Source organism: Embleya sp. NPDC059213 (genome assembly GCF_042754445.1).
GTDB lineage: Bacteria > Actinomycetota > Actinomycetes > Streptomycetales > Streptomycetaceae > Embleya.
In genome coordinates, this window is sequence record NZ_JBHZAV010000072.1 from 18,290 (window position 1) to 37,882 (window position 19,593).

At 72.1% G+C, this 19,593-nt stretch carries 19 protein-coding genes; 2 read left to right on the forward strand and 17 right to left on the reverse strand.

Going from position 1 to position 19,593, the window contains the following annotated elements; translation table 11 throughout:
- Nucleotides 1-12 precede the first annotated feature (12 nt).
- From accB to ACFXMF_RS25435, 9 genes are all read right to left on the reverse strand, one after another.
- Nucleotides 13-663 carry an acetyl-CoA carboxylase biotin carboxyl carrier protein gene (accB, locus tag ACFXMF_RS25395; RefSeq protein ID WP_360319749.1) on the reverse strand — a complete coding sequence of 217 codons (651 nt, stop codon included), beginning with the start codon at nt 661-663 and terminating at the stop codon, nt 13-15.
- Entirely contained in the window at nt 663-2,396 is a 1,734-nt protein-coding gene (gene accD, locus ACFXMF_RS25400; protein WP_379991572.1) for an acetyl-CoA carboxylase, carboxyltransferase subunit beta, read from the reverse strand. The genes accB and accD overlap by 1 nt, the downstream gene beginning before the upstream one ends.
- Nucleotides 2,397-2,489: 93 nt before the next feature.
- Complete coding sequence (locus tag ACFXMF_RS25405; protein WP_360319753.1) at nt 2,490-2,822, reverse strand: TcmI family type II polyketide cyclase; 333 nt, start codon at nt 2,820-2,822, stop codon at nt 2,490-2,492.
- Nucleotides 2,823-2,929: 107 nt separating this feature from the next.
- Nucleotides 2,930-3,412 (reverse strand): SRPBCC family protein, encoded by a 483-nt coding sequence (locus ACFXMF_RS25410; protein WP_360319755.1) that lies wholly within the window; start codon nt 3,410-3,412, stop codon nt 2,930-2,932.
- Between the two features lies 1 nt (nt 3,413).
- Nucleotides 3,414-3,668: an acyl carrier protein gene (locus ACFXMF_RS25415; RefSeq protein ID WP_360319757.1), complete on the reverse strand. Its 255-nt coding sequence runs from the start codon at nt 3,666-3,668 to the stop codon at nt 3,414-3,416.
- 50 nt (nt 3,669-3,718) lie between these two features.
- Nucleotides 3,719-4,963, reverse strand: a complete 1,245-nt coding sequence (locus tag ACFXMF_RS25420; protein ID WP_360319759.1) for a beta-ketoacyl synthase N-terminal-like domain-containing protein — start codon at nt 4,961-4,963, stop codon at nt 3,719-3,721.
- Nucleotides 4,960-6,228, reverse strand: a complete 1,269-nt coding sequence (locus ACFXMF_RS25425) for a beta-ketoacyl-[acyl-carrier-protein] synthase family protein (protein WP_360319761.1) — start codon at nt 6,226-6,228, stop codon at nt 4,960-4,962. The genes ACFXMF_RS25420 and ACFXMF_RS25425 overlap by 4 nt, the downstream gene beginning before the upstream one ends.
- On the reverse strand, nt 6,225-6,641 hold the full coding sequence (locus ACFXMF_RS25430) for a cupin domain-containing protein (protein ID WP_360319763.1): 417 nt from the start codon (nt 6,639-6,641) through the stop codon (nt 6,225-6,227). The genes ACFXMF_RS25425 and ACFXMF_RS25430 overlap by 4 nt, the downstream gene beginning before the upstream one ends.
- Before the next feature lie 50 nt (nt 6,642-6,691).
- Nucleotides 6,692-7,936 (reverse strand): SchA/CurD-like domain-containing protein, encoded by a 1,245-nt coding sequence (locus tag ACFXMF_RS25435; protein ID WP_380020790.1) that lies wholly within the window; start codon nt 7,934-7,936, stop codon nt 6,692-6,694.
- Nucleotides 7,937-8,200: 264 nt separating this feature from the next.
- Between ACFXMF_RS25435 and ACFXMF_RS25440 the strand changes: the two genes are divergently transcribed.
- The gene (locus ACFXMF_RS25440; RefSeq protein WP_379992756.1) at nt 8,201-9,922 is read left to right on the forward strand and encodes an FAD-dependent oxidoreductase; all 1,722 of its coding nucleotides are present in this window, start codon (nt 8,201-8,203) and stop codon (nt 9,920-9,922) included.
- A 66-nt stretch (nt 9,923-9,988) separates the two neighbouring features.
- On the opposite strand, the gene ACFXMF_RS25445 is transcribed toward ACFXMF_RS25440, so the two are convergent.
- The 4 genes from ACFXMF_RS25445 to ACFXMF_RS25460 all read right to left on the reverse strand — a co-directional run bounded on the left by ACFXMF_RS25445 (nt 9,989) and on the right by ACFXMF_RS25460 (nt 13,995).
- Nucleotides 9,989-10,621, reverse strand: a complete 633-nt coding sequence (locus ACFXMF_RS25445; protein WP_380020794.1) for a class F sortase — start codon at nt 10,619-10,621, stop codon at nt 9,989-9,991.
- 206 nt (nt 10,622-10,827) lie between these two features.
- Nucleotides 10,828-11,280, reverse strand: a complete 453-nt coding sequence (locus tag ACFXMF_RS25450; RefSeq protein ID WP_379992644.1) for a hypothetical protein — start codon at nt 11,278-11,280, stop codon at nt 10,828-10,830.
- Nucleotides 11,281-11,539: 259 nt separating this feature from the next.
- The gene (locus tag ACFXMF_RS25455) at nt 11,540-12,574 is read right to left on the reverse strand and encodes a methyltransferase (protein ID WP_379992643.1); all 1,035 of its coding nucleotides are present in this window, start codon (nt 12,572-12,574) and stop codon (nt 11,540-11,542) included.
- Between the two features lie 260 nt (nt 12,575-12,834).
- Nucleotides 12,835-13,995: a helix-turn-helix domain-containing protein gene (locus ACFXMF_RS25460; RefSeq protein WP_360319775.1), complete on the reverse strand. Its 1,161-nt coding sequence runs from the start codon at nt 13,993-13,995 to the stop codon at nt 12,835-12,837.
- A gap of 92 nt (nt 13,996-14,087) precedes the next feature.
- Here ACFXMF_RS25460 and ACFXMF_RS25465 point away from each other — a divergent pair, with 92 nt between their 5' ends.
- A complete protein-coding gene (locus ACFXMF_RS25465; RefSeq protein ID WP_360319777.1) occupies nt 14,088-15,278 on the forward strand; it encodes a M20 family metallopeptidase in 1,191 nt (396 codons plus the stop codon).
- A gap of 66 nt (nt 15,279-15,344) precedes the next feature.
- Here ACFXMF_RS25465 and aroC read toward each other — a convergent pair whose 3' ends face one another.
- The 4 genes from aroC to ACFXMF_RS25485 all read right to left on the reverse strand — a co-directional run bounded on the left by aroC (nt 15,345) and on the right by ACFXMF_RS25485 (nt 19,579).
- The gene (aroC, locus tag ACFXMF_RS25470; protein ID WP_360319779.1) at nt 15,345-16,577 is read right to left on the reverse strand and encodes a chorismate synthase; all 1,233 of its coding nucleotides are present in this window, start codon (nt 16,575-16,577) and stop codon (nt 15,345-15,347) included.
- Between the two features lie 286 nt (nt 16,578-16,863).
- Complete coding sequence (locus ACFXMF_RS25475; protein ID WP_360319781.1) at nt 16,864-17,634, reverse strand: sulfite exporter TauE/SafE family protein; 771 nt, start codon at nt 17,632-17,634, stop codon at nt 16,864-16,866.
- Entirely contained in the window at nt 17,631-18,674 is a 1,044-nt protein-coding gene (locus ACFXMF_RS25480) for a zinc-binding dehydrogenase (RefSeq protein WP_379992590.1), read from the reverse strand. Before ACFXMF_RS25480 ends, ACFXMF_RS25475 begins: the two co-directional genes overlap by 4 nt.
- On the reverse strand, nt 18,671-19,579 hold the full coding sequence (locus ACFXMF_RS25485; protein WP_360319785.1) for an ABC transporter permease: 909 nt from the start codon (nt 19,577-19,579) through the stop codon (nt 18,671-18,673). Before ACFXMF_RS25485 ends, ACFXMF_RS25480 begins: the two co-directional genes overlap by 4 nt.
- Nucleotides 19,580-19,593 lie beyond the last annotated feature (14 nt).

Below are 19,593 nucleotides of genomic sequence, written 5' to 3' on the forward strand. Positions count from 1 at the left end.
CCTCGGTCGTTGTCAGTGCCGCCCGGCCGGGCCGTCGTGGCCCGTACCGGGACGGTCGTCGGGCCCGCCGTCGTGCTCGGCGTTCGCGTCCCGGCCGGTCGCGCGTGGCTCGATCGCGAGCAACGGCTCGTGGTATTCCACCGGTTGCGCGTCCGCCACCAGCACCTCCACCACCTGTCCGGACACCTCGGCGGTGATGGTGTTCATCATCTTCATGATCTCCAGGATGCCCACCGTCTGACCGGCGCGGACGGTGTCGCCGAGGCTGACGAAGGGCTTCGCACCCACCTCGGGCGCGTGGTAGAAGGTGCCGACCATCGGCGCGCGGACGAACCGCCGGGTGCCCTCCGGCGCGGCCGATTGCTCGCTCCGCGGCGCGGCGGCGGGTGCGTCGAGGGCGACGGCGGCCGGGCCGGGCGCGGGGGTTTCCGGCCACTCGATCTCGATGCTGGTGTCGCCGCAGCGCAACCGGATCAACCGCGGCGGAACCGGGGCGGAGGGTGCCGGCTGCGGCCGGTCGGCCGGGTGCGGGTGGGTGTGCGGCTGCGCGGCGGAGGCGGGGGTGAGCGGCTTGACCCACCGCTCGTCCGCATAGCCGGAGTGGTTGACGTGGTTGTCGGCGTGCGCGTCGTGCGCGTCCGGAGCTCCGTGGGGTGGGGTCATCACGCACTTCCTTCGACACGGGCAGCCGGCGCGACGCCGAAGCCCCGGAATCGGTCCCCGCGTTCGCGTAGGAGCCGGGTCTGGTCCAGCGCGCGCAACTCGTGCACGACCGGGATCAGTGCGGCGCGCAGCAGTGCGGCGGCCTTGCCCGGGTCGGTGTGCGCGCCACCGGGCGGCTCGGGCACGATCCGGTCGACCACGCCCAGGCACAGCAGTTCGCGTGGGCGCATGCGCAGCGCCGCGGCGGCCGCGGGCGCGGCTGCGGCGTCCTTCCACAGGATGGCCGCGCACCCTTCCGGGCTGATCACCGAATACACACCGTGCTCGCCGATCATCACCCGATCGGCGACCGCGAGCGCGAGGGCGCCGCCGCTGCCGCCCTCGCCGGTGATCACCGTGACGATCGGGGTGGGCAGTCGGGACATCAGGCGCAGGTTCTCCGCGATCGCCACGGCCTGGCCGTCCCGCTCCGCGTCCGGTCCGGGGTTGGCGCCGGGCGTGTCCACCAGGGTGATCACCGGCAGGCCGAGCTTGGCGGCCAACCGCATCAGCCGGGCGGCCTTGCGGAAACCCGCCGGGGTGGCCATGCCGAACTTGCGGTGTTGACGTTCGGCGAGGTTGTCACCCCCCTTGTGATGTCCGATCAGCATCACCGGCAGGTCGTCCAGCCGGCCGATGCCGCCGATCACCGCGGGGCAGTCCGCGCCGATCCGGTCGCCGTGCAACTCGTGGAAGTCGTCCAGGATTCGCCCGGCGTAGTCGAGGGCGGTGGGTCGCGCGGGGTGCCGGGCCAGCCGGACCGCCTCCCACGGATCGCCCTGGTCCGCCGCCCCGTTCGCCGTCGACGCGTTCGCCGCCGGTCCGGGCGCGGGTGGTTGCGTGGTCGGCTCGCCCGGTGCCTCCTCGGGACGCACCTCGCGCGCATCGCCCGCTGCGAGGAGGTGGCGGATGGTCGCGCGCAACGCCGGTCGGGGTGTGATCGCGTCGACCATCCCGTGTTCCAGCAGGAATTCGGCGGTCTGGAAGCCGGTGGGCAGCCGTTCGCGAATGGTGTGCTCGATCACCCGGGGGCCGGCGAAGCCCAGTCGGGCGCCGGGTTCGATCAGGATGACGTCGGCCAGCGTGGCGAACGAGGCGGCCACCCCGCCGTAGGTGGGGTCGGTGATCAGCGACACCACCAGGACGCCGGCCTCGTGCAACTCCGCCAGGGCGTGGGCGGTCTTGGCCATCTGCATGAGCGAGAGCACCCCCTCCTGCATACGGGCCCCGCCCGAGGCGGTGACCAGCAGCAGTGGAGTACGGCTGCGCAGGCTCTCGTTCGCGGCCTCGGTGACCAACGCGCCCACCGCGCAGCCGAGACTGCCGCCCAGGAAGCGGAAGTCCATCGCGGCCACCACGACCGGCCGGTCGTGGACGGTGCCCCGCGCGCACAGCACCGCCTCGTCCATGCCGGTGGCGGCGCGCGCCTGGGCCAGGCGCTCCGCGTAGGGGCGCGAGTCCACGAAGTCCAGCGGGTCGTGGGGGGTGGGCCCGGCGGTCAGCGGAGTCTCCGAGCCGGGATCCAGTAGTTGATCCAGTCGTTGCCGCGCCGTGAGCCGGGCGTGATCACCGCAGTCGGGGCACACCTGTAGGTCCCGGGCGAAGCGTTTGCCGTATACGAGTTCGGCGCAGCGCCCGCACTTGACCCAGTCGGGTCGGGCGTGGACGGTGAGCCCGAGGTCGGTCTCGATCATGGCTTCAGGGTCCTTGGACGAAGGGGCCTGGGACGAAGGGGCCCAAGAAGAAGGGGCGTTGGCCGACAGCGACGTACACGACGGCCGTACGCGCTATACCTGCGCGTCCCGCTCCCAGCGGTAGAACTCCCGGGCCATCGCGTCCTGCGGCGACCGCCAGGTCTCCGGGTCGTACGCGCCCACGTGCACGGCCAGTCGCTCGCTGATGTCGCGGAACTGGGGGTGTCCGGCCACCTTGGCGACGGCGGGCCCCGGTGGCCGATCGGCCTCGATCAGATGCAGGTACAGGTCGCCGAACTGGAACAGACTGCGGCCGGTGACCCCTACCAGGTGCGGGAGTTCGCCGGTGTCGGAGGAAGCGAAGATGTCCGCGATTCGGGGGGCCGAATCGGGCTTCATCCGGGCCACGATCAGGGTGCGGTGCATGTGCGATGGTCCTTTCCGGTCGATCGGTGGGAGGTCGGCGGGACCGCGCGGGGCGGACCCGCCGACCGGGCGCGTCGGCGCCGGGCGAACCGGCACCGACGCAGGTGTCACCAGGTGCGCGCGGTGGGCGCCACGTCCAGTTCCCGGGCGCGTTGCTGGATCCGGTCCCGGATCAGCTCCAGTTGCACGCGAGAGTTGCGGTTGATGTTGTCCGTCATCCACGCGTCGTCGACCGGCGCGGTCTCCTTCATCGCGAAGTCCTGCACCCAGCGCATCCGCACGCCGTCGGGGACCTCCTGGTACTCCCAGCGGATGTGCATGTGCGCGAACGGCCCGGTCTCCACCCGGCGGGCCCACACCGTCCGCGCCTCGCGGTCGGCCTCGCGCTCGGAGACCCAGCTCCAGATCTTGCCGTCCTTGTCCGGGTGCATGGTCAGCCGGAAGGTGACCTTGTTGTCCTCGCGCGCGAGGATCTCCACCGACGCGTATTCGCTGAACAGGTCGGTCCAGTGCTCCACGTCGTTGGTCATGTCCCAGATCAGGTCGAACGGGGCCGAGATGACGATGTCGTTGTCGGTATGGCCTGCCATGTCACACTCCGGAGGTGAGTTGGGAGTTGGTGGTTTCCAGGAACTCGCGCGGGGTCTTGCACTGGTCCACGTCCGCGCCGAGCGGGAATTGGTAGCGCCGCTCCAGTTCGGAGACGATCCCGAGCAGGCCGAGCGAGTCGAGTCCGAATTCCTCGAACGTCGACCCCGGCAGGCTCATCCGTTGCGGATCGGCGGTGACGCCGGCGCAGGTCTTCATCAGCGCGGCGAGTTCTTCGTAACTGAAGGGTCCGTTCATCGCAGGCTTCCTTCTTCCGTGCTTCCTTGCGGAGACCGCTACGCGGTCGGTTAGGGCGTCCCGGGCCGGCCGTCGCCGCGGCGCAACACCAGGGCCGCGTTGTGACCCATCAGGCCCCGACTGAGCACCAGGGCGGTGCGCAGTTCGGCGCTCCGGGCCCGGCCGGTGACCAGGTCCAGGTCGTGGCAGACGTCGAAGACGCCCGGCGTGGGCGGCAGTACGCCGTGTTCCATCGCCAGGATCGCGGCGGCGCAGTCCAACACCGGAGCGCCGCAGTAGGCGCGGCCGATGCCCGTCTTGGGGGCGGTCACCGGCACCCGGGCCGCGTGCCCGCCCAACGCGTCGCTCAGGGCCAGTACTTCGGCCTGATCGGCCTCGCGCACCCCGAGCGCGTCCGCGAAGACCACGTCGATGTCCTGCGGGGCACATTCGGCCTCGGCCAGCGCGTCGCGGATCGCCCGAGCCAGACCGTGCCGGGAAGGTCCCCAGCCCGAGGTCCCGGTGAACGTCGCGCCGTGTCCGACCACTTCGGCCCGGATCCGGGCGCCGCGCCGGTGCGCCGCCGCCGCCTCCTCGACGACGAACATCGCACCGCCCTCGGCGGGGGCGAACCCACACGCGTTCGCGGTGAACGGGAGGTACGCCTGCCCGGGTTCGCGAGCCAGGCTGAGCGCGTCGTAGCCGAGCTGGCAGACCATCGAGTACGGCGCCAGCGGGGCCTCCGCCGCGCCGACCACGACGGCGTCGGTGCCGCGTCGGATGGTGCGGGCCGCGTGCGCGAGCGCGTCCAGCCCACCCGCCTCGTCGTTGGCCAGCACCGCGCACGGCCCCTTGAAACCGCCGCGGATGGAGATCTGGCCGGTGGTGGCGGCGTAGAACCAGGCGATCGACTGGTAGGGCCCGACGAAGCCGGGGCCTTGACCCCACAGGTTCTGCAGCTCGCGCTGGCCGAATTCGCCGCCGCCGGAGCAGCTCGCGGTGGTCACCCCGACGCCGAAGGTGGGCATCGGGCCGAGCGCGGCGTCGGCCAGTGCCTGATCCGCGGCGACCATCGCGAAGTGCGTGAAGCGGTCGGTCTGGACCAGGAAGCGCTCCTCGACCACGGCGGCGGGGTCGAACTCGCGCACTTCGCCGGCGACCGCCAACGGCAGGTCCGCGCACCCTTCGCGGGTGATCCGGTCCAGCACGCACCGGCCCTCGCGGGTGGCCTTCCAGAACACGTCGGGGCCGATGCCGTTGGGCGCGACGACGCCGACACCCGTCACCACCGTGCGTCTGGGTGCGGAGTTTTTCACCGGGGTCTCCTTTCCCGGCGGTCCAGCACCACGGCGGACTGGAAGCCGCCGAACCCGCTGCCCACCGACAGCACCGTCTTCAGTGCCATCGGCCGGGCCGTCCCCGGCACGTAGTCGAGGTCGCACTCCGGGTCCGGGGTCTGGTAGTTCGCCGTGGGCGGCACCGCCTTGTGTTCCATCGCCAGGGCGCACGCCGCCAGTTCGATCGCACCGATCGCGCCGAGCGAGTGGCCCACCATGGACTTGATCGAACTCATCGGCGTCCGGTACGCGTGCTCGCCCAGCGAACGCTTGACCGCCGCCGTCTCGTGGCGGTCGTTCTGCTTGGTGCCCGAGCCGTGCGCGTTGACGTAGTCGATCCCGGTCGGGTCGACCTGTGCGTCGGCCAGTGCACGGTCGATCGCCTCGGACATCTCCAGGCCCTCCCGGGTCAGGCCGGTCATGTGGTGCGCGTTGCCCCGGGTGGCGAAGCCGCCGACCTCGCAGTAGACATGGGCACCGCGGCGCCGGGCGTGTTCGAGTTCCTCCAGCACGAGCACGGCGGCGCCCTCGCCCAACACGAAGCCGTCCCGGTCCGCGTCGAACGGCCGGGACGCGTGCGCCGGGTCGTCGTTGCGGGTCGAGGTCGCCTTGATCGCGTCGAAGCAGGCGACCGTGATCGGCGAGATCGGCGAGTCCGAGGCACCGGCCAGGTAGACGTCCGCCCGACCCTCCTCGATCGCGTGTGCGGCATACCCGATCGCGTCGAGGCCGGACGTACAACCGGTGGACACCGTCTGCACCGGGCCGCGCGCGTCGAACTCCTCGGCCACCTCGGAGGCCAGCGTGCTCGGGGAGAACGCCCGGTGCAGGAACGGGTCGGCCCGCTTGGGGTCCACCGCCCAGTCGCGGCCCCGGTCGCTGACCGCGATGTAGTCGTGTTCGAGCCGGGTGGTGCCACCCACGGCGGTACCGAGCGAGACGCCGATCCGCCAGGGATCCTCCGCGTCCCGGTCCAGACCGCAGTCGCCGATCGCCTCGGCCGCCGCCGCGAGCGCGAACTGCACGTAGCGGTCCGCGCGTTCGGCCCGAGCCCGGTCTACACCGCACGCGATCGGGTCGAAATCGCATTCGGCGGCGATCCGGGAACGGAAGCCGGTGGGGTCGAAGAAGGTGATGCCTCGGGTCGCCGTACGGCCGGCCATCAGCATGTCCCAGAACGCGGTGACACCCACGCCGCCGGGCGCCACGACGCCGACGCCGGTGACCGCCACCCGGCGCCTCAAGAGTCGACGCCCACGGTCTCGGCGGGCTCGATCCCCTCGGTGTCGACGTGCCCCAGTTCCGGCCGGGGCGCCAACGGGGCGATTTGGAAGACCATCCGCGCCTGCGCCCGACCGACGTTGCGGAATCGGTGCCGCATGTTCTTGGGCACCATCAGGCCCTGGTCGGGCCGGAGTTCGTAGGTGACGCCGTCCAGGTCGACTTCCAGCTCCCCGGTGACGACGTGGATGAACTCCTCGGAGTACGGGTGGTAGTGCTCGGTGATCATCTCGCCGGGCTCGATGATCGCCAGGCCCATGAAGCCGCTGGTGCATCCCACCGTCGCCGGGCCGAGCGTGACGCGCAGTTCACCGCCCCGACGCCGATTGGGCTCGACCTCGTCGACGTTGACGATGCGTACGGTCTGCGTGGTCATGTGTGCCACCTCCAAGTGGCGGGCGGCGCCCGCAGGCGCCGCCCGTGGGATCAGGCGTCGCGGTCGGCGCGACGGTCGGTGACGAGGGTGGTCTCGGCGGAGGCCAGCAGGTGCCGCAGGCCCTCGTCGGTATCCAGCGCACCGTCCTCGCCCACCGCCAGGAGCCGGCTCAACCGGGCCGCGGACTCCTTGCGGTCGATGCCCAGGATCAGCGCCGGGTCGTCCGGGTCGCCGCGCAGGTCGAGCACCCGGACCAGGATCTCGCCGCGCAGGAACACCGAACTGCTCGCGATCGGTCCGGATCCGGACCCGATCACCCGCTCGTCGTGGCGCTGGAGCACGGTGGCGGCGGATTCGCCACAACCGTGCCGGACCGGGTACAGCAGCGCGCGGCGCTGGGTCGACGCCTTCGCCGACTTTCCGGCCGGGGCCTCCAGGTGGTACGCCTCGGCCAGCGAGGAGCGCATGAAGAACGCCCGGGCGGCCTCCGAGTCGTTGAGGTCGCGGGCCTCCTCCAGGTGCGGGTTCAGCAGTTCCTCGGCGGCGCGTACCTGCGGCTGTTCGGCCACGTGCCGCAGCGCGGCCCGCAGGTCGCCCTCCACCTCGATCGCTCGCACCACCCGGTTGCCGAGCATGAACACCGACGTCCGGCGCAGCGACGTGGTGGCGTTCACCCGGGCCGCCGGGGACTTGTAGCCGGCCAGAATCCTGGCCACCTCGGCCTCGCTGCCCGGCTTGACGGTGAAGGTGAGCGCGCAGCGCACCACGCCGGGCGCCGCCGAGGCCCCGGCCCGCGCCTTCTCGCCCACGCCGGCCTTGGCCCGGTCGCCCACACCGGCCTTGACCTTGTCGCTCGTCCCGGACTTGGCCTTGGCCTTGCCGGGCGCACCCGCCTTCGCCTTCCCGCCCGCGCCCCCCTTGCTGATCACCGAGCCCGCCGCGTCCGCGCGCAGGTCGGTCTCCCGGGCCACCGCGAAGCGCAACGACCGGGTGCCGCGCACACAACCGTGCAGCGGCTGCACCATCACCTGATGCTCGGGGCTGTCCACCCAGGCCAGATATTGCGAACTGCCCTCCCACTCGCTGGTGATCAGCCACTGGGTCGGGTCCTCGATCGACTGGCACAACTGGTCGCGCAGGTGGCCCGGTACGGCGGCGACCTGGTGCCGGATGCGTTCGTAGGCTTCGAGGAAGCGCTGCTCCGACCCCTCGTGCAGCTCCAGCATGAGCAGTACCCGGAGCTTGGACGTGGTGTCGGCGGTGGGATTCGCCGAGGAGTGGACGAGGGTGTCCATGTCATTCCTTTGGTCTTGGGAATCGGCCTGTGTGGTGCCATCCGGCGCGGGCAACCCCGGGGGACCGGGCCACGCCGAAGCCGCCCGGCCTCGACTTCGAGCGTGGCGGCGAATCATCACTCTCTGCATCTTTTGAGGGCATATGAGTGACATTCGCCACGGCGAACGGCTCAGCGGAACTCAGCGGGAACAGGAGCACACCGACGGACAGGGCCCGCACCGCGAGCTCACAGGTCCGTAGTACTCGCCAATGCAGGAGAACTGATGAATCCCGAGATCGAACACCGGGTACCGGTCCTGGTCGTGGGCGGCTCGCTGGTCGGGCTGTCCACGTCCGTCTTCCTGGGCCGGCTGGGCGTGCCGCACCTGGTGGTGGAACGGCACGCCGACACCTCGAGACACCCCCGCGGGCGCGGGAACAACGTGCGCACGATGGAGGTGTTCCGGACCGCGGGGGTCGAGGAACGAGTGCGTGCCGCGTCCGCCGTACTGGCCGACAACCACGGCATCCTGCAGGCGGACACGATCGCCGGGGACCGTCAGGAGTGGCTGTTCAAGGAGATCGACCCCGGTGGTGGTCTGGCCAGGTTCAGTCCGAGTTCGTGGTGCCTGTGCAGCCAGAACGATCTGGAGCCGGTGCTGGCCGACTATGCCCGCGAACTCGGCGGCGACCTGCGTTTCGGCACCGAACTCGTGTCCTTCGAGCAGGACGACGACGGCATCACCGCGATCGTTCGGACCAGGGCGAACGGGCGGCAACAGACCGTACGGGCGGACTACCTGGTCGCCGCGGACGGGCCGCGCAGTCCGGTGCGCGAGCGACTGGGCATCGCGGTGTCCGGTCCGGGCGACCTCTTCCACAACGTGAGTGTCACCTTCACCTCCCGCCGGTTGGCCGAGTTCGTCGGCGAACGGCGGTTCATCGTCTGCTATCTGACGAACTCCCAGGGCGAGGGCGCGCTGTTGCCGGTGGACAACCGGGATCACTGGGTCTTCCACCTGCCATGGCACCCCGAACGGGGCGAGCCGATCGAGGCGTTCACCGATGAGCGCTGTGTCGAGCACATCCGGGCCGCCGCGGGTGTCCCGGATCTGGATGTGGAGATCACCGGAAAGGCGCCGTGGCACGCGGCCGAGCGGGTCGCCGAACGCTACCGCGTCGGCCGGGTGTTCCTGGCGGGCGACTCCGCGCACGAGATGTCGCCGACCGGGGCGTTCGGCTCCAACACCGGCATCCAGGACGCGCACAATCTGGCCTGGAAGCTCGCCGCCGTGCTGAACGGGCATGCGGGCACGGACCTGTTGCACACCTACGAGGCCGAGCGCCGACCGGTGGCCCGCGCCACCGCCGCGCGTGCGTCCTCCCGATCCGCCGAGCACAGCCACCCGGGGTACGCCGCTCCCCCGGTGGCCGGCGGCCGGCAACCCGGCGTGCTGGGAGTGGTGCTCGGCTACCGCTACGCGTCCGCGGCGGTGCTCGGCGTCGACCCGGAAGTGCCGGTGTTGCCCGAGCGGTTCCGCCCGCCCGCCGGCGAACCCGGCACCCGGGCCCCGCACCTGTGGTTGCACCGGGACGGCGTTCGGCTGTCCACCCTGGATCTGTACGAGACCTCACCGGTGTTGCTGGTCGGTGCCGGTGCGGCGGGCGAGGCGTGGCAGCGGGCGGCGCGGGCGGCGAGCCGGCTGCTCGAGGTGCCCCTGACGATCCACCGGGTGGGCACCGGGGCGGAGTCGGCCTCGGTGGACCTGGTCACCGCGTCGGACGTGGACTGGGCGGAGTTGCACGGGGTCACCGACGAGGGGGCGGTGCTGATCCGTCCGGACGGGTTCGTCGCGTGGCGGGTGCCGGCCGTCGAGCTGGATCCGGAGCAGGCGATGCTGATCGTGCTGCGTACGGTGGCGTGCCGGGCCGAGTCGGACGCCGAGGTGGACGCCGCGATCGACGCCGAAGTGGACGCCGGGGTGGGTGTCGAAGTCGACCGCTGAGCACCGGAACGAACGGCCGGCCCCGGAGCGGATTCCGGGGCCGGCCGTTCGGTGTGCGTGTGCGGTCTACGTCGGCGGCAACAGGTGTGCGAACACCACCACGTTGTCCTTGTAGTCCTTGGCCTTCTTGTCGTAGACGCCACCGCAGGTGATCAGGCGAAGCTGGGCGTCCGTCGTCTTGCCGTAGACCCGCTCGTCGGGGAACGCGTCCTTGGGGAACGCCTCGACGGAGTCCACCGCGAACCGGGCCACGCTGCCGTCCGCCCGGGCGATCTCCACCGTGTCGCCGGGCTTGAGGCTGCCGAGCCCCCAGAACACCGCCGGGCCCATCATCGTGTCCACGTGGCCGAGCACGATCGCGTTGCCGCGAGCGCCCGGGGTGACCCCGTCCGCGTACCAGCCGGCCAGATTGCGATCCGCCGCCGGCGGCACCTCCAGCACGCCGGAGCCGTTCAGGTTCAACCCGATGAACGGCGCGTCCACCTTGATGGTGGGAATCTTGATCCGCACCGGTGGCGAGCGCCGCATCGCCGGCGACCCGGCGGAGTTCGCGCTCGGGCTCGCCGAGGACGCGGCGGTCGGCGGGGCGCTCGGTTGGGCGGCGGCGGGCATCGGTTGGGGTGGTGGCCCGGAGTCGGTGGTCAGGTCGTGCTTGATCATCAGGACGCCCAGCAGGACGGCCGTGGCCGCGATCAGCATCAGCTTGCCCGCGCTGACGCGGCGCGGCGCGGGGGGCTCGGACTTGTCCGTGGGCGGTGCCGGGTCTTGCAAGGCGGTGCCTTTCTCCTGGGCTGCGGACGCTCCTGGGCCGCGGCTCGCGATGCCGCGCCGACAACGACGTCGCCGTGGCCACCGCCCCGGTGAAGGGCGGTGGCCACGGCTCGTGTTGCCCGGGCGAGGACGGATCAGGCCGTGGCCGCCGCACCGGGGCGACGACGCAGGGCGTATACGCCCAGGCCGATGCCGCCGGCGATCAGGGCCGCGCCGGTGCCGAGCGCCGCGCCGTCGTCGAGGAAGGCGCCACCGATGCCGGTGTGCACGCCGCCGTGCGGGCTCTTGTGGTCCTTCCAGGACTTCTCGTGCGAGGAGCCTTCGTCACCCTTGCTCTCGGTGCTCTTGCCTTCCTTGCCCTTGCTTTCGCCACCCTTGTCCGAGCTCTCGCTGTGCTCGGAATCCTTCTCGGGCGTCCACTTCGACTCGCCGGACCAGGACTTCTCCGACGCACCGTTTTCCGGAGCCGCCGGCCCGGAATCCGGCTTCACCGGCGCCGGAGCGTCGGCGTAGGCGGACGGAACCGCCAGGGTCAGGGCGGCGAAGCCGAGGGCGGTACCGGCGACAAGAGCGCGTGCACGACGCATCGTGATATTCCTTCCGGACGCTTCGCGAACTGCCGACGGACGTCGGCACACGGGGATCGGCGAGGCGCCTTAATCACCATCGAACGGCCCGTGCCGACCCGCGACCGGCATGACTGCATTCGAGGTCCGCCCCTGGGCCTGTCGGATGGAAATCGCGGCGTGCTTCACTCGCCGGGAGCAGCCCGATGTTTGGCACAGGGTCATGGAATGTCACTTTAAGTAGCTTTGCCGATGCCGGCGGGGCTCCCGAGTGGGGGTGCTAGGCCGGAACCGTGCACTCGAACATGTGCAGCGACGGGTTCACCGCGCGCACGTCCCGGCCGCGCAGGCCCGCCTGTTCGATCAGGGTCAGCAGGCTGTCCGTGGTGTGCTTGCGGCCGCCGACGTTGAGCAGCAACAGCAGGTCCATCGCGGCGGTGAATCGCATCGAGGCGGTCTCGTCGACCAGGTTCTCGATGATCACGACCCGGGCGCCCGGCGCGGCCGTCGCCACGATGTTGCGCAGGGTGCGCAGGGTGCTGTCGTCGTCCCATTCCAGGATGTTCTTGACGATGTACAGGTCGGCTCGGACCGGGATGTCCACCCGGCAGTCGCCGCCCACCAGGGTCGCCCTGGGCGCGAGTTCGCCGCCGTCGCGCAGTCTGGGGTCGGCCGCGGCGACCACGCCGGGCAGGTCGAGCAGGGTGCCGCGCAGGGTCGGGTTGCGCTCCAGCAGGGTGGCCAGCACCAGTCCCTGGCCGCCGCCGATGTCGGCGACGCTGTCGATGCCGGTCAGGTCGAGCACCGCGGTGACGTCCTGCGCGGACTGCCGGCTGGACTGGGTCATCGCCCGGTCGAAGGCGGCGGCCGATTCCGGCGCGTCCTCGTGCAGGTAGTCGAAGAACTGCTTGCCGTGCAGGCCCGGGAAGACACTCTTGCCGGTCCGCACCGCCTCGTCCAGGCGCGGCCACACCTCCCACGTCCACGGCTCGGTCGTCCACAGCGCGACGTCGCGCATGCTGCGCGGCGCGTCGGCCCGCAGCAGTCGGGACTCCTCGGTGTGCGTGTACCGGCCGTCCGGCTCCTCGGCGAAGATGCCCTGGCAGGCCAACGCGCGCAGCAGTCGTTGCAGCGCGCCGGGGTGGGCGGACACCGCCCTCGCCAACTCGTCCACGGTCGCCGGGCCCTCGCCCAGCGCGTCCGGAAGCCCCAGGCGCAGGGCGGCGCGCACCGCGGCGGCGGACATCGCGCTGAACGCGAGTTCGCGCAGCCGGGTGGCCGCCTGCGGGGCACGGGTGACGTCGGTATCGGTCATGCTGATCGCCTCTCAACCGGTGGACCATCCGGGGCCGGGCCGGCGGAACTCGACCGCAACGACCCGCGCACCGACGTCCCGGCGGTCCGCGCCGGGGCTGGAACGACTGTGACCCACAGTCGCCGACCCACCGCCGAGGCGCGGCCGGTTCGGACGAAGACGCGCCCACGACTCATCCGAATGGCCGCAGACCCACACCCTGGGCGTCCGCTACGAGGCGCTGCCCCGCCCGGGCCGTGGTCGGGCCCGCTCGGCCGGGCTCAGGGCACTTCCTTGAGGGCCAGGAGGAGTTCGCGGGCGGTGAGGGCGGCCTGGAGTTGCAGGGTGACCTCGGGGTCGAGGGGGTTGGCGCCGAGGAGTTCGCGGATCTGGCCGATCCGGTAGCCGACCGAGTTGCGATGCAGGTGCAACAGTTCGGCGACCGCGGCGCGGCTGCCGTTGGTGGCCAGCCACGCGCTGAGGGTGGCCACCCATTCCTCGCGTTCCAGGATCGGCCCCAGGTGCTGGTCCACGAACGCCTGGAGTCGGGCCGGCGGCACTCCGAACAACAACTGGGCCAGGCCCAGCGAGGAGAACATCAACTGCACCTCGCCGGGTCGCCGGCGCAGCAGGCCGAGCACCGTCTCGGCGTCGTGGAACGAGCGTGCGGTGCCGCGCGGGTCGCTGACCGTGGGCCCGGCGGCGGCCAGCACCGGAACGTCGCCGACCATGCCCTGAAGGCGGATCCGGATCCGGCTGATCTCCCGCTCGACGTTGCCGGAGAGCACCGCGAGGCCCAATTCGCCCTCTTGGCGCACCGGCATCTCCAGCCAGGACAGCGCGGTGGTCCAGGTGCGCTGGTTGGGCCCGGCGTAGGCGAACACCACGGCGGAGTGCGGGCGGTCCAGGTACAGTCCGAAGCGCGCGGCGGTCCGGGTCACGTCGGCGAGGTTGCGCAGCGCGCCGTAGCGCAGTTCGTCGATCAGCCGGCCGGCCGTCTCGGCGGTCGCGGTGGCCACCGCGTCCCGCCGGATCGCCTCGATCGCCACCGCCGTGACCGCGGCCCGCAGCAGCGGTTCGTCGTCGGCGGCGCCGTCCGGTTCGCCCAACAGCAGCAGTCCGACCCGGCGTTGCGCCACCCGGACGGCCAGTGCCGAGGCCGGCCAGCCCTCGTCGCAGGTAACCTCGACCACCTTGTCCTCGACGAACACGTGGGCGACGGCGACCGGGGTCATCGACTCGGTGCCGTCGTCGGTGGCGGCGAGCACTCCGCCGTGCACGCCCACCAGTCGGGCGGTCCTACCGGTGCGTTGGGCCAGGGCGCGCAGGATGGCGAGCCAGCCGTCGCCGGACAGGGCCAGCACGTTCAGCTCCCGCTCGAACGCCTCTGCCCGGTCCGCCACGGGGGTCCGGTGTGCCGTGACTTCTGCCTTGTCGATCATGGATTTCCGCACCTTAGCCGGTCGTTGTTACGCGGAACAGATACTTCGATCGGTCACTTCCCGTTACGTCTTTCGTGGGGCAGGATGCGCCCATGCGAGCCTTCGACCTCGCGGCCGGTGCAAAGGCCGCTGCCCAGGCGGCGGTGCACGCCGCCGCCCCGGATCTGGTTGCACTCAGTCACCGCCTGCACGCCCACCCCGAGCTCGGCTTCGCCGAGGAAAGGGCCTGCGGTTGGCTGGGCGAACAGTTGACCGAACACGGCTTCACCGTCACCCCCGGGGTCTGTGAGCTGCCGACCGCCTTCGTCGCCGAACGCGGCAGCGGACCGCTGGTGCTCGGGATCTGCGCGGAGTACGACGCGCTGCCGGGCATCGGGCACGCGTGTGGGCACAACGTGATCGCCTCCGCCGCGACCACCGCCGCGCTCGCGCTCGGCGCGCTGGCCGACGACCTCGGCATCACCGTACGCGTGCTGGGCACGCCCGCCGAGGAGAACGGCGGCGGCAAGGTGTTGATGCTGGAGCGCGGCGCGTTCGCCGGGGTGCACGCGGCGATGATGGTGCATCCCTCGCCGCGCGAGCGGCTGGACCCGACGTGCCTGGCCCGCGCGCAACTGCACGTCGAGTACGACGGGCGGGCCGCGCACGCCTCCGCGTGTCCCGAGGACGGCGTCAACGCCGCCGACGCGCTGACCGTGGCCCAGGTGGCGATCGGGCTGCTGCGCCAGCACATGACGCCGGATCAGCGGGTGCACGGGATCACCACGACCGGCGGGCAGGTGCCGAACGTGATCCCCGAGCACACCGAGGCCGCCTATTACGTACGGGCCGCGACGCTTGCCGGGCTGACCGACCTGGAGGCGCGGGTGCGCGAGTGTTTCCAGGCGGGCGCGGTGGCCACCCGGTCGCGGTTGACCATCTCCTCGACCTCGCCCGCGTACTCGGAGTTCCGGCACGACGGCGACCTGCTGGCCGCGTACGAGCGCAATGCGCTGACTGTCGGGCGGGAGTTCCCGCCGGTGACCGCGGCCGACGATCGGCAGGCGGGCTCGACCGACATGGCGAACGTGTCGCTGGCGATTCCGTCCATCCAGCCGCTGGTGTCGATCGACTCGGGCAGTGCCGGGCTGCATCAGGCCGAGTTCGCCGCCTACGCGGTGCGGCCGGCGGCGGATCGGGCGCTGCTGGACGGTGGGCTGGCGATGGCCTGGACGGCTGTGGACGCGGCGCTGGACCAGGGCCTGCGCGAGCGGCTGTTGGCGGGCGCGCCGGCCGGGGGCTGACCCGCCGATGGGCTCCGGGGCGATCGCCCCGGAGCCCATCGGTCCGCTTCGGCTCGGCACCCGCGCTCACGCGTCGGCGACGGTCACCGGCAGGGCCTCGAGGTACGCCTCGGCGTTGCGGCGAGTCTCGGCCACGCTGTCCCCGCCGAACTTCTCCAGTACCGCGTCGGCGAGGACCAGCGCCACCATCGCCTCGGCGACCACGCCGGTCGCGGGCACCGAGCACACGTCGCTGCGTTGCGCGATCGCCTTGGCCGGATCGCCGGTGCGCACGTCGAAGGTGGCCAGTGCCCGGGACAGGGTGGAGATCGGCTTCATCGCGGCGCGCACCCGCAGGAGTTCGCCGGAGGTCATGCCGCCCTCGATGCCGCCCGCGCGACCGGTCTCGCGGCGCACCCGGGCGGGACCGGGCCGGCCGGGGGCGACCGGGGTGATCTCGTCGTGGGCGACCGAGCCGCGTCGGGTCGCGGTGGTGAAGCCGTCGCCGACCTCGACCCCCTTGATCGCCTGGATGCCCATCAGCGCGGCGGCCAGGCGGGCGTCCAGACGTCGGTCCCAGTGCACGTGGCTGCCCAGGCCCGGCGGCAGTCCGTAGACCACCACCTCGACCACGCCGCCGAGTGTGTCGGCGTCCTTGTGCGCGGCCTCGATCTCGGCGTTCATCGCGGCGGCGGTGTCCGGGTCGACGCAGCGCACCGGGTCGGCGTCGATCGCGTCCCCGCTGCCGGGTTCGGGGACCAGGGCCTCGGGCAGCGCGACCGCGCCGATCCGGACCACGTGGCTGAGGATCTCCACGCCCAGCGTCTGGGCCAGGAACGCGCGGGCGACCTCGCCGATGGCCACCCGGGCCGCCGTCTCGCGGGCGCTGGCGCGCTCCAGCACGGGGCGGATGTCGTCGAAGCCGTACTTCTGCATGCCGGCCAGGTCCGCGTGGCCGGGCCTGGGTCGGGTCAGCGCGGCGCCGCGGCCGCGGTCGGGGAGCCGGCCCGGTTCGTCGTAGCGCCGGCCGTCGGCGTCGGTGGGATCGGGGGCCATCACCTCGGCCCATTTGGCCCATTCGGTGTTGGCCACTCGCAGCGCGACCGGGCCACCCTGGGTCAGCCCGTGTCGCACCCCGCCGTTGAACTCGACCTCGTCGCGCTCGAAGCGCATCCGCGCCCCCCGACCGTTGCCGAGCCGGCGCCGAGCCAACGCGCGCGCCAGGTCGGCGGAGGACACCTCCACGCCGGCGGGCAGCCCCTCCAGGACGGCGGTGAGCGCGGGACCATGCGATTCACCTGCGGTGAGCCAACGCAACATGGGGGTCCTTCTTTCACGGATACGGATACGGATACGGATCGGTCGGGCGGGGCGGGCAGGTCGGGCGGCTCGGGCGGCGCGGGCAGGGCGGGTGGGGAGGCGGGCGGGGCGGGTCGCTCGGGCCTGAGCGGATGTTTCGACGGACCGGTGGGGAAACGGGCGGGCGGGGCGGGCGGCTCGGGCTGGGCGGGTGGCCGACGGGCCGGTGGGGAAACGGGCGGGCGGGACGGGTGACTCGGGCTGGGCGGGTGGCTCGACGGGCCGGTGGGGAGGCGGGTGGGTGGGGTCAGGTGAGGAGGAGGGCCAGGCCGACTGTGGTGCCGATCGCGACCACCAGGGTGCGGAGGGCCGGGGCCGGGATGTTGCGGCCGAGGAGGGCGCCGAGGCGGCCGCCGGCCACCGAGCCGAGGGCGAGCAACAGCACCGGGTACCAGGCGACTTCGGCGGTGATGGTGAACAGCACCGCGGCCACCAGGTTGACCAGGGCCTGGAGGAGGTTCTTGAGGCCGTTGAGCCGGTTCAGGTCCTCGTCCAGGAGCGTGGCGAGGAGGGCGAGCAGGAGTACGCCCTGTGCGGCGCCGAAGTAGCCGCCGTACACGCTGACCGTGAACACCGCCGAGAGCAGCGCCGCGCCGACACCGGTGCCGCCCTCGGGCGTCGCGCGTCGTTCGCGCCGTGCGCGCAGTCGTCGGGACAACCACGGTTGCGCCGCCATCAGGAGTGCGGCGAGCAGTACCAGTGCCGGGACCACGGCGCGGAACGCACCCGGCGGCAGGCCCAGCAGGAGCAGCCCGCCGCTCACCCCGCCGAGCACGGCGGCGACCGACAGCGGAAGCAACCGGGCGGACTGCGCGGCCAGTTCGCGTCGATAGCCGAGTGCACCGCTGATCGAGCCGGGGGTGAGCCCGATCGTGTTGGAGACGTTGGCCACCACCGGCGGATAACCCAGCGCGAGCAACACCGGAAAGGTCAGCAATGAGCCGGAGCCCACCACCGTGTTGACCGTGCCCGCGCCGAGGCCCGCCACGAGCACGAGCAGAGCCTCGGCGGGGTTCATGCCGAACTTTCGGGCAACAGCGTGACCTTGCCGAACGCGGCGCCGCTCGCCACCCGGCGGTGTGCGTGCGCGGCGTCCGCGAGCGGGTAGCTCGTGTCCGGGACCGGGATCAGCGCGCGATCGAGGCAGAAGTCGACCATCGTGGCGAAGTCCGCCGCCCCGCAGGAGCCCGCGCCCAGCAGGGTGACCCCGGTGTGGAAGGCGTGCGGCAGGTCGAAGGTCGCCGAAGTGCCGGTGGTGTCACCGCAGAAGACCAACCGGCCGCGCGGCCGCAACGCGTGCAGCGACGCCTGGAACAACGCCGGACCGACATGATCGAACACCAGGTCGACGCCGGCCCCGCCGGTCACCGCCCGGGCCCGGGTCACCAGGTCCGAGGTGGCGGTGTCGATCAGCACGTCGGCACCCAGCTCGGCCATCCGGTCGAGTTTGGCCCGCGAACCGGAGGTGACCAGCACCCGTGCGCCCAGTGCCCGGGCCAGTTGCACCGCCGCGATGGTAATCCCGCTGCCCGCGCCGTGCACCATCAACGTCTCGCCGGCCCGCAACCCGCCGCGCACCACCAGGCCCTGCCAGGCCATGCCGTACGCGGTGGGCAGGCTCGCGGCAGCCACATGGTCCAGGGTCGCCGGGATCGCATGCGTGCGGTCGGCCGGTACCACCGTCAACTCGGCGTAGCCGCCCGGCCGGTTGCCGCCGACCACGCGCAACCCCGCGCACCACGCGTCGTCCCCCGACCGGCACCCGGCGCAATGCCCGCAGTGCAGTGCCGGGTTGACCAACACCCGGTCGCCGACCCGACGTTGGTGCACTCCCGCACCCAGCGCGACGACGTCGCCCGCGACGTCCATGCCGGGCACGTGCGGGAGGCTGAAGTGGGGCAGCAGGCCGGGGCCGCGCCGCTGGAGCAGGTCGAGTCGGTTCACCGCCGCGGCGCGCACCGCGATCAGCACCTCGCCGGGGCCCGGTTCGGGATCGGGCAGGGACACCGGTTCCAGGATCTCGGGCCCGCCGTGGCCCCGGTGCAGGACGGCCCTCATACGATCCCCCGGACGAACGGCGCGCCCAGGGCCGCCGGTTGGCGGTGTGTCTTGGCCAGGAACATCATCGCGAGCAGCGCCAGCAGGTAGGGGGCGGCGATCAGCAGTTGGGAGTTCAGGTGCACGCCCAGCGCGGGCAGCGCGAGCCGCATCGCGTCGGCCGCGCCGAACACCAGACAACCGGCCATCGTGCCGCGCAGGGTCCAGCCGCCGAAGATCACCGCGGCGATCACCACGAAGCCTCGACCGGCGGTCATGTTCTGGTTGAACGCGCCGACTTCGCCGACCGCCAGGTAGGCGCCGCCGAGTCCGGCCAGCACACCGCACAAGAGCACGCTCTGCCGACGCCGGCGACGTACGTCGATGCCGGTCACGTCGGCCGACTGGGGATTCTCCCCGGCGGCGCGCAGTTCCAGGCCGAACCGGCTGCGCTGGACCAGCCACCACACCAGCGGGATCAGCCCGACCAGCAGATAGGCCGGCCAGCGGTGGGCGAACAACACCGGGCCCAGCAGCGGCAGATCGGACAGTACGGGGATGTTCAGCGCGTCGACCTGGTGCCCGGTCAGGTCGACCGAGTCGAGCAGGAAGCTGGTCAGGCCGAGCACGAGCGCGTTCAGGGCCAACCCGACCACGTAGGTGTTGACCGACAGACGGTGGCTGAACTCGGCGTGCACGAACCCGATGACCAGCCCGGCGAGCATGCCGAAGACCAGGCCGAAGGACGCCGATCCGGTCAACGAGGCGCCCCACACGGCGTTGAACGCGCCGCCGAGCATCATCGCCTCGACCGAGATGTTGATCGTGCCGGCCCGTTCGGCGATGTACTCGCCGCAGGCCGCGAAGGCCAGCGGCACGGTGAGTCGGACCGAACTGGCCAGGACCATGGCAAGGTCGTCGATCATGTCAACCTCCTGGT

Excerpts from the sequence above, each read along its gene's own strand:
- accB (WP_360319749.1), bottom strand. The coding sequence starts at position 663 with ATGACCCCACCCCACGGAGCTCCGGACGCGCACGACGCGCACGCCGAC.
- accD (WP_379991572.1), bottom strand. The coding sequence starts at position 2,396 with ATGATCGAGACCGACCTCGGGCTCACCGTCCACGCCCGACCCGACTGG.
- ACFXMF_RS25405 (WP_360319753.1), bottom strand. The coding sequence starts at position 2,822 with ATGCACCGCACCCTGATCGTGGCCCGGATGAAGCCCGATTCGGCCCCC.
- ACFXMF_RS25410 (WP_360319755.1), bottom strand. The coding sequence starts at position 3,412 with ATGGCAGGCCATACCGACAACGACATCGTCATCTCGGCCCCGTTCGAC.
- ACFXMF_RS25415 (WP_360319757.1), bottom strand. The coding sequence starts at position 3,668 with ATGAACGGACCCTTCAGTTACGAAGAACTCGCCGCGCTGATGAAGACC.
- ACFXMF_RS25430 (WP_360319763.1), bottom strand. The coding sequence starts at position 6,641 with ATGACCACGCAGACCGTACGCATCGTCAACGTCGACGAGGTCGAGCCC.
- ACFXMF_RS25435 (WP_380020790.1), bottom strand. The coding sequence starts at position 7,936 with ATGGACACCCTCGTCCACTCCTCGGCGAATCCCACCGCCGACACCACG.
- ACFXMF_RS25440 (WP_379992756.1), top strand. The coding sequence starts at position 8,201 with ATGAATCCCGAGATCGAACACCGGGTACCGGTCCTGGTCGTGGGCGGC.
- ACFXMF_RS25445 (WP_380020794.1), bottom strand. The coding sequence starts at position 10,621 with ATGCTGATCGCGGCCACGGCCGTCCTGCTGGGCGTCCTGATGATCAAG.
- ACFXMF_RS25450 (WP_379992644.1), bottom strand. The coding sequence starts at position 11,280 with ATGCGTCGTGCACGCGCTCTTGTCGCCGGTACCGCCCTCGGCTTCGCC.
- ACFXMF_RS25455 (WP_379992643.1), bottom strand. The coding sequence starts at position 12,574 with ATGACCGATACCGACGTCACCCGTGCCCCGCAGGCGGCCACCCGGCTG.
- ACFXMF_RS25460 (WP_360319775.1), bottom strand. The coding sequence starts at position 13,995 with ATGATCGACAAGGCAGAAGTCACGGCACACCGGACCCCCGTGGCGGAC.
- ACFXMF_RS25465 (WP_360319777.1), top strand. The coding sequence starts at position 14,088 with ATGCGAGCCTTCGACCTCGCGGCCGGTGCAAAGGCCGCTGCCCAGGCG.
- aroC (WP_360319779.1), bottom strand. The coding sequence starts at position 16,577 with ATGTTGCGTTGGCTCACCGCAGGTGAATCGCATGGTCCCGCGCTCACC.
- ACFXMF_RS25475 (WP_360319781.1), bottom strand. The coding sequence starts at position 17,634 with ATGAACCCCGCCGAGGCTCTGCTCGTGCTCGTGGCGGGCCTCGGCGCG.
- ACFXMF_RS25480 (WP_379992590.1), bottom strand. The coding sequence starts at position 18,674 with ATGAGGGCCGTCCTGCACCGGGGCCACGGCGGGCCCGAGATCCTGGAA.
- ACFXMF_RS25485 (WP_360319785.1), bottom strand. The coding sequence starts at position 19,579 with ATGATCGACGACCTTGCCATGGTCCTGGCCAGTTCGGTCCGACTCACC.